This window comes from Bacillus hominis, assembly GCF_018332515.1.
Classification (GTDB): Bacteria; Bacillota; Bacilli; order Bacillales; family Bacillaceae_G; genus Bacillus_A; species Bacillus_A hominis.
Genome location: NZ_BOQD01000198.1, coordinates 1 through 7,464, shown reverse-complemented (window position 1 = coordinate 7,464; position 7,464 = coordinate 1). Strand labels below are relative to the sequence as shown.

Annotated in this window: 5 protein-coding genes and 1 pseudogene; 5 read left to right on the top strand and 1 reads right to left on the bottom strand. The window is 33.5% G+C overall.

Annotated features, from left to right (window positions below; all coding sequences use genetic code 11):
* Window positions 1-652: 652 nt before the first annotated feature.
* The gene (locus KI356_RS18845) at window positions 653-1,009 is read right to left on the bottom strand and encodes a winged helix-turn-helix transcriptional regulator (protein ID WP_000234699.1); all 357 of its coding nucleotides are present in this window, start codon (window positions 1,007-1,009) and stop codon (window positions 653-655) included.
* A gap of 122 nt (window positions 1,010-1,131) precedes the next feature.
* On the opposite strand from KI356_RS18845, the gene KI356_RS18840 reads away from it, so the two are divergent.
* The 5 genes and pseudogenes from KI356_RS18840 to KI356_RS28255 form a co-directional block, all read left to right on the top strand.
* Window positions 1,132-2,247 carry an S-(hydroxymethyl)glutathione dehydrogenase/class III alcohol dehydrogenase gene (locus KI356_RS18840; protein ID WP_000842153.1) on the top strand — a complete coding sequence of 372 codons (1,116 nt, stop codon included), beginning with the start codon at window positions 1,132-1,134 and terminating at the stop codon, window positions 2,245-2,247.
* 4 nt (window positions 2,248-2,251) lie between these two features.
* The gene (gene fghA / locus KI356_RS18835; protein ID WP_000053341.1) at window positions 2,252-3,085 is read left to right on the top strand and encodes an S-formylglutathione hydrolase; all 834 of its coding nucleotides are present in this window, start codon (window positions 2,252-2,254) and stop codon (window positions 3,083-3,085) included.
* A gap of 166 nt (window positions 3,086-3,251) precedes the next feature.
* A complete protein-coding gene (locus KI356_RS18830) occupies window positions 3,252-3,524 on the top strand; it encodes a hypothetical protein (RefSeq protein WP_000264853.1) in 273 nt (90 codons plus the stop codon).
* A gap of 74 nt (window positions 3,525-3,598) precedes the next feature.
* Entirely contained in the window at window positions 3,599-5,866 is a 2,268-nt protein-coding gene (gene gshAB, locus KI356_RS18825) for a bifunctional glutamate--cysteine ligase GshA/glutathione synthetase GshB (protein ID WP_000425291.1), read from the top strand.
* Between the two features lie 786 nt (window positions 5,867-6,652).
* Window positions 6,653-7,135, top strand: a pseudogene (locus KI356_RS28255) (sulfotransferase family 2 domain-containing protein); the annotation flags it as partial.
* Window positions 7,136-7,464: the final 329 nt, after the last annotated feature.

Sequence of the window (7,464 nt, the reverse complement as noted above, 5' to 3'; positions counted from 1 at the left end):
AAGTTGATGGGCATGTGACTGTACCCCAAATAAGAACAATTAAGCGATTGATGGGAATGAATAAATAAATCTTATTCAACCAAAGGGTGCTTTACTTGAGAAGGTCACTAGAAGAGTCAAATGATAACTATGAACTGCCCCAATTGCTAGGTTTTGTTTAACAATTGGGGCAGTTCATTTATAGCGCATAGGTAATCAGCTTTTTGTTAATCATGAGGTAGATATTTTTATCTAAAAACCCAACAATGGAAATATATTACAGCTCATGCCCCGTTTTTACACGTATCTCGGCTGAACCCCATCAACCTCTAAATTAATAACTACGCCAAAAGCTGATTTTCTTTAAGATAAGGAAATCAGCTTTTTCTTTGTAAAATATTTTTTAATACAGGAAAACCGGATTTTTATTTTCCATAAAATTTATTAACGTGGGTTTTATGTCATTTGGTTGGCGGGACCCCTTAGAGTAGGAAATTCGGCTCATTTTATGTCGAAATTTACTTAGCGTATATTTTCGTTAATTATCTTAACTAGTCGTTACGTATGACTTTACAGCATTCGATGCAAAGTTATCGGTTTTTTGTATGCAAATTTATGGATTAAGTCATACAATTACGCACTATTTTTAATGAATCGATATTTACTTGTTTCTTCAACTAAGTTCGTCCGAATCTTTTTCTACAAAATCACTAAAGTCATCTCCCCAATCACAGATGGCTGTTACAACATTCTCTAGTTGATGACCAATTTCACTAAGTTCATACTCAACCTTAGGAGGCACTACGGGGTATACACATCGAGTAATTATTTTATCGTCTTCTAATTCTCTTAATTGTCTAATCAACATACGTTGATTAACTTCAGGCAGCTTTTTTTGTATTTCACTTAATCTTAATGGCGAACGTTGTAACAAACACCATATAATTGCTATTTTCCAACGCCCTCCTATCACAGATAAAGCTAAATCTTTTCCAGTGAAAAATTCCTTGTCCTTATAATGAATAACCATAATTTTTGACCTTCCTCTCGCGAAAAAAATGTTTATAGTGACAAATTTGTCAGTATTGTAATTAAAATTATAAAGTGTAATCTTAGTGGTGTAAACAATAAAAAAAGAAAGTAGGGATTCAATTGAAAAGTAGAGCTGCTGTTGCATTTAAGCCAGGGGAGCCACTTCAAATCGTAGAAATCGATGTAGAAGAGCCAAAAGCAAAAGAGGTATTAGTAAAAATACTATATACTTCTGTCTGTCATACAGATGCTTTTACATTATCAGGTGACGACCCAGAAGGAGTATTTCCTGCTGTATTAGGCCATGAAGGTGCTGGTGTTGTCGTTTCAGTAGGTGATGAAGTTACTTCAGTAAAACCTGGGGATCATGTTATTCCACTATATACACCTGAATGTGGAGAATGTAAATTCTGTCGTTCTGGTAAAACAAACCTATGTAGTGCTGTACGAGAAACACAAGGTAAAGGTTTAATGCCTGATGGAACAACTCGCTTCTCTTATAATGGAGAGCCCCTTTATCATTACATGGGAACTAGTACATTCAGTGAATATACAGTTGTTAATGAGATTAACTTAGCGAAAATCGATGAAAACGCTCCGTTAGATAAAGTTGCTTTATTAGGATGTGGTGTGACTACAGGTATTGGTGCTGTACACAACACTGCAAAAGTTGAAGAAGGAGCTGTAACAGCTGTATTTGGTTTAGGAGCGATTGGATTAGCAGCTATTCAAGGATTGGTTCAAGCAAAAGCAAGCCGAATTATTGCAGTTGACCTGAATCCCCAAAAATGGGAACTCGCTAAAAAAATGGGAGCGACTGATTTTGTGAATCCTGCAGATTATGATCGCCCAATTCAAGAAGTTATAGTCGAAATGACAGATGGTGGCGTGGATTATAGCTTCGAATGTATTGGTAATGTTGAAGTAATGAAATCCGCTCTTGAAGCATGTCATAAAGGTTGGGGCGAAAGTATTATTATCGGAGTAGCTGGTGCTGGTAAAGAAATCCATACTCGTCCATTCCAATTAGTAACGGGCCGAGTATGGCGTGGATCAGCCTTTGGTGGAGTTAAAGGAAGATCTGAACTTCCAGAAATGGTCGAAGATTATATGCATGGTGATATTGATTTAGATTCATTTATTACTCATCATTTAGAATTTAAAGACATCAATGCGGCATTTGACTTATTACACAAAGGTGAATCCATTCGTACGATTTTAACTTACGGAGAGTGAGATAATGAGTCTTAAATGTATTGAACAACATCGTTCTTTCGAAGGAGAGCAACGTAAGTATAGCCATTATTCCGAAGTCTTGCAATGTGATATGAAATTTAGTATCTACTTACCATCAAATAAAGAAAAGAAAAAAATTCCACTTATATGGTGGTTATCTGGTTTAACTTGTACAGATGATAATTTTAGTCAAAAAAGTGGATTTCAACGTTTGGCTGAAAAACATCAAGTTGCAGTGATTATGCCAGATACTTCACCACGTGGAGAATACGTTTCTGATGTTGCAGCATGGGATCTTGGACAAGGGGCAGGTTTTTATTTAAATGCTACCCAGGATCCTTGGGCACAGCATTATAAAATGTATTCGTATATCGTAGATGAATTAACATCCATTGCTTCGACTATAGTACCTAATTTTTCAGGTGAAGAAAGCATAATGGGGCATTCAATGGGAGGACATGGGGCTTTAGTGATCGGTTTGAAAAATGCTAAGAGATTCAAAGCGGTTTCTGCTTTTTCTCCAATCTTAACTCCTAGTCAAGTACCATGGGGAATAAATGCTTTCACCTCTTATTTAGGTGAAGACAAAGATTCTTGGAAAGAATGGGATGCTTCAGAATTAATTAAAGAAGCTACTATTCCACCAATTCTTATTATGCAAGGTAGTCAAGACGAGTTTTATCCGAAACAATTGGAAGAACATATTTTCTTAGAGAACGCTCAAAAAAATAGTCAAATGGTAACTTATAAAAAAATGGAGGGCTATGATCATAGCTACTTCTTTATTTCCACTTTCTTAAATGAGCATTTCTCTTTCCATATGAAGTATTTAAGATGATTCTTATTTACAACAATACCCACTTCCAATGGCATATGAAGTATTTAAGTTTACAGCAAAATATAGTAACAAAAGTATCCGCATGTAGAGATGTGGGTGCTTTTGATTGTTATATTTTGTCATATTATATAGTTTGTAAAAACAAATAAATTGGGAGGAAGAGTTCATGTGGATTAAAAAAATGTTATTTAATTACCGTGTTAAACCATCCTTATTAAAATCTCGTTATGAGATTGAAAAGGAAAATCGACAAGTTGACTTATTTGAAAGTTCAACTGAAACGTCTAAACCGTTTTCGATAAGAGATACAAGATCATATATTCAGCCTAATACTAAAACATTAGAAGACATGATTAATTACTTAGCAGCTATTCGTGAAATCCCTTCTCTTTCCGTGGATAAGAATAAAATGCTTTGGCCATTAATATCCAAATGCTAAATTCAAAAAAATAATGGTTATAATTTTAGCTATTTCTATATCAAATATTTGAGTTGATGGGAGGTACAGTTTGTATGGAAATGAAAAAAATGTTAAACAATGACCGTATTAAACCATATTTATTAAAAGCACGTTTTGGAGTTGAAAAAGAAAGTCAACGAGTTGACCTATCAGGAAGTTTAGCTAAAACGGAACATCCCAAAAGTATTTCAGTAAGAGATGAACATCCTTATATTCAGCGAGATTTCTCTGAAACACAAATGGAATTAATCACACCAGTTACTGAGACACTAGGAGATTTATTTAATTATTTAGCAGCTATCCATGATGTTGCCTATCGTTCTATGGGAAATAACGAAATGCTTTGGCCATTAAGCATGCCACCACAGTTGCCCGAAAAAGAAGAAGATATTGTTATTGCGAAACTTAATAATCATGAAAATGTTTTATATCGTCGATATTTATCTAATTCTTATGGTCGACGAAAACAAATGATTAGTGGTATTCATTACAATTTTGAATTTAGCGATAATTTGATTCAGGCATTATTTGAATTACAATCAGAAATAAAAGATTATCATCAATTTAAAACAGAAATTTATCTGAAAGTCACAAGGAATTATTTACACTATCGATGGTTAATAACTTATTTCTTCGGTGCTTCTCCTAGTAGTGAAAAGAATTTCTTTGAAATAAATCCTTTAAATGACGCCGTAAGAAGCATTAGAAATAGTAAATATGGTTATAGTAATGAAAATGATGTTCAAGTATCCTATAGTAGTTTACAGAACTATATATCTGATCTTTCTTCGCTGGTAAGTAAAGGGGTTTTATTAGAAGAAAAAGAATTTTATGCATCTGTCCGTTTAAGGGGCGGTCCTCAAGTTTCAGATTTAAAAAATCATGGGATTCGTTATATTGAATTAAGAAACCTAGATTTAAATCCTTTTGAAACATATGGAATTAGCCATGAACAAGCAGAATTTCTACATCTTTTCCTCATCTATTTACTCTGGATTGATCAAGACGATAATAATGATGAATGGGTAAAAATCGGTGATTTTCAAAATAATTTAGTGGCTCTTGAACATCCGTTAGAACATACGCAATTTAAAACAGATGCTGAGCGTATTATTGATGAGATGGAACATTTAACAGGGCTGTTAGACATAACTGTTTCGAATACCTTATTTGTTAACTTGAGAGAAATGCTAACAGATCCAAGTAAGACTTTAGCTGGAAGACTTTATAAAGAGATTATAAAAAGTAGTCAAAGTCAGGTAGCTTCCCGTATTGCTAAAGAAAATTATAAAAAAGCATGGGATAAACCATATCAACTATCAGGATTTACTGACATGGAGTTGTCTACACAAATTTTAATGTTTGATGCTATTCAACAAGGATTACAAGTAGACGTTTTAGATCGACAAGATCAATTTTTAAAACTACAGTTAGGAAATCATGTTGAATATGTGAAAAATGGGAATATGACAAGTAAAGATAGTTATATATCACCATTAATTATGGAAAATAAAACAGTAACAAAGAAAATTCTTCAACAGCATGGATTTCGTGTACCAATAGGTGAGGAATTTAGTGATATAGAAAAAGCCTTACGTTCCTATGATATATTTGCAGGAAAGCCTTTTGTCGTTAAACCAAAAACAACAAATTATGGTTTAGGAATATCTATCTTTAAAGAAAACGGAGCAAGTTACGAAGACTATCAAAAAGCACTCACAATAGCATTTAAAGAGGACTCATCAGTATTAATAGAAGAATTTATTAATGGAACAGAATATCGATTTTTTGTGCTAGATGGCAAAGTTTCTGCCGTTTTATTACGAATTCCAGCCAATGTTATAGGAGACGGTTCACATACGATTGAAGAGTTAGTCGCTCAAAAGAACCTGAATTCATTAAGAGGAATGGACCATAGAACACCTTTAGAAAATATACAATTAGGTGAATTAGAGGTCCTAATGCTTAAAGCTCAAGGGTATCGAAAAGATTCTATTCCAACAAGTGATGAAATTGTTTTTCTGCGAGAAAATTCTAATGTCAGTACAGGTGGAGACTCAATTGATATGACAGATCAAATTCCCGATGATTATAAGAAAATTGCCGTAGATGCTGTGTCGGCACTTGGAGCAAATATTAGTGGTATTGATTTGATTATTGAAAATACAGAAGTTCCTGCAGCTAATAAAAATGCTTATGGAATTATTGAGGCAAACTTTAATCCATCGATGTATATGCATATATATCCGTATAAAGGCAAATCCAGACGTTTGACCATCTGTATATTACATTATTTATTCCCTGAACTACCAAAAAAATAATTTAGAAGTCTTCGAGATGTTAGAGGGATTAGTATAAAAATTGTAAATGATGTAACAAGAGGAGACATTACTTTTTAATTAATTGGGATCTCTCAGAGGTCCCAATTTAAATTATTATTTTAGAAACAGGCGTATGAGAAATGGGTTATTGGAATGCAAGTTTGAATAAGATAAAATAGGGGAATATCAGAGGGAAATTTAGAAAGGTATTTTGACTTATTTGGTCAATCAAGAGCAAGTCAAAAAGGGATACAGACGAGATATACATGTTATCTATACTTAGGAGTAAAAACCTTAATTTAATAAGAGTTTTACATTGAATACATGTAAACAATTTGTTTGACAACGATCCTTGCAACATCGAAGTCTACAACCGTTCGTTGCCCTCAAGGTAACGGACGCGCCTTAAGGAGCTCTTAAGAGACACGGTTTATCCAAGCAAGGTTATTCGATACCTTCTCATTGCACTACCTTGAATACATTAAATACATAATTTACTTAGTTAAGATATCAAGTAGTTAACGTAGCTTATCACTCAATTCTTCTTCTTAGAATACTTTAAATATTCCTGATTTTCATAGTAGATAATACACGTACCTTGGCTGTACTCCAACGTAATAGTTGATATAAAACTTACGTTAAGCAAATTTCCACGAAATTTTCACTATTTGATTCTTTAAAAAAAGTAGTAAACTAAGTAATCGGTTCCTTAACGTACAGGAATCAGTTTAAATGTGTCTAAATTTTGTCTAAATGTACAATTTTCTTTTTTGGGTATGGTGACCCCTTATTGCTCCACCAGGTATAGAAAATCCAGAGTGGGAACCTATTAGAAAGTTTATTTATAACGACAGTACATGCAAAAAGAAAAAATCATTTAAACATTTTTTACATTATCTTCACGCGAATGGGGCAGATTCTGACTATCTTAATCCACACTATTCACAACAATATATTCAAGGAGAAGAAGAGTTTGTAACCAATTATATATATTTAGAGAATTTCTCTAATGAAATCTCAAAAATAGAAAACAAATATAACTTACAGACTATCCCACTAGACACATTAACGAGATCATGGCATCATCAGGCGCCTAAGATGATTCATAAGGGAAACTACGCTGAAGCTGACATTACAGATCCATCTTTCCCTCGGCTGCCGACATATCAGAGCTTTTATGATACGGAGGCTATAAAATTAGTTACAGATATATTTAATGAAGATTTTGAAGCGTATCATTATCTTAAAATGGATATTTCTACAATATGAATCAGTTTCAGAGTACTTAAATAATAGTCTTATTTTTAATATGGAAAACACCGTGAACACTGTTATGGTGTTTTTTTGGGTTTAACACTATATTTTTAACTTTATATAATCCATATACCTTCAAGATAAGATGTATTTGTAAAATAATGTATGATTATGACCCATTTCTACAAGTATCTCGGCTGAACCCCTCTAGGTTTTTCTGTGCATCCTTTATATATTAAAGAGCCGATTTACTCTTAGCGGGGTAAATTCTGGCTCTTTTCTTATATATATTCTCTTAGCGTGGTTTTTTTCCGAAATGCTGGCGGTACCCCATGCCCATCAAC

What these genes read in the sequence shown, in the direction of transcription:
- KI356_RS18845 (WP_000234699.1), bottom strand. Translation starts at nt 1,009, where the DNA reads ATGGTTATTCATTATAAGGACAAGGAATTTTTCACTGGAAAAGATTTA.
- fghA (WP_000053341.1), top strand. Translation starts at nt 2,252, where the DNA reads ATGAGTCTTAAATGTATTGAACAACATCGTTCTTTCGAAGGAGAGCAA.
- KI356_RS18830 (WP_000264853.1), top strand. Translation starts at nt 3,252, where the DNA reads ATGTGGATTAAAAAAATGTTATTTAATTACCGTGTTAAACCATCCTTA.
- gshAB (WP_000425291.1), top strand. Translation starts at nt 3,599, where the DNA reads ATGGAAATGAAAAAAATGTTAAACAATGACCGTATTAAACCATATTTA.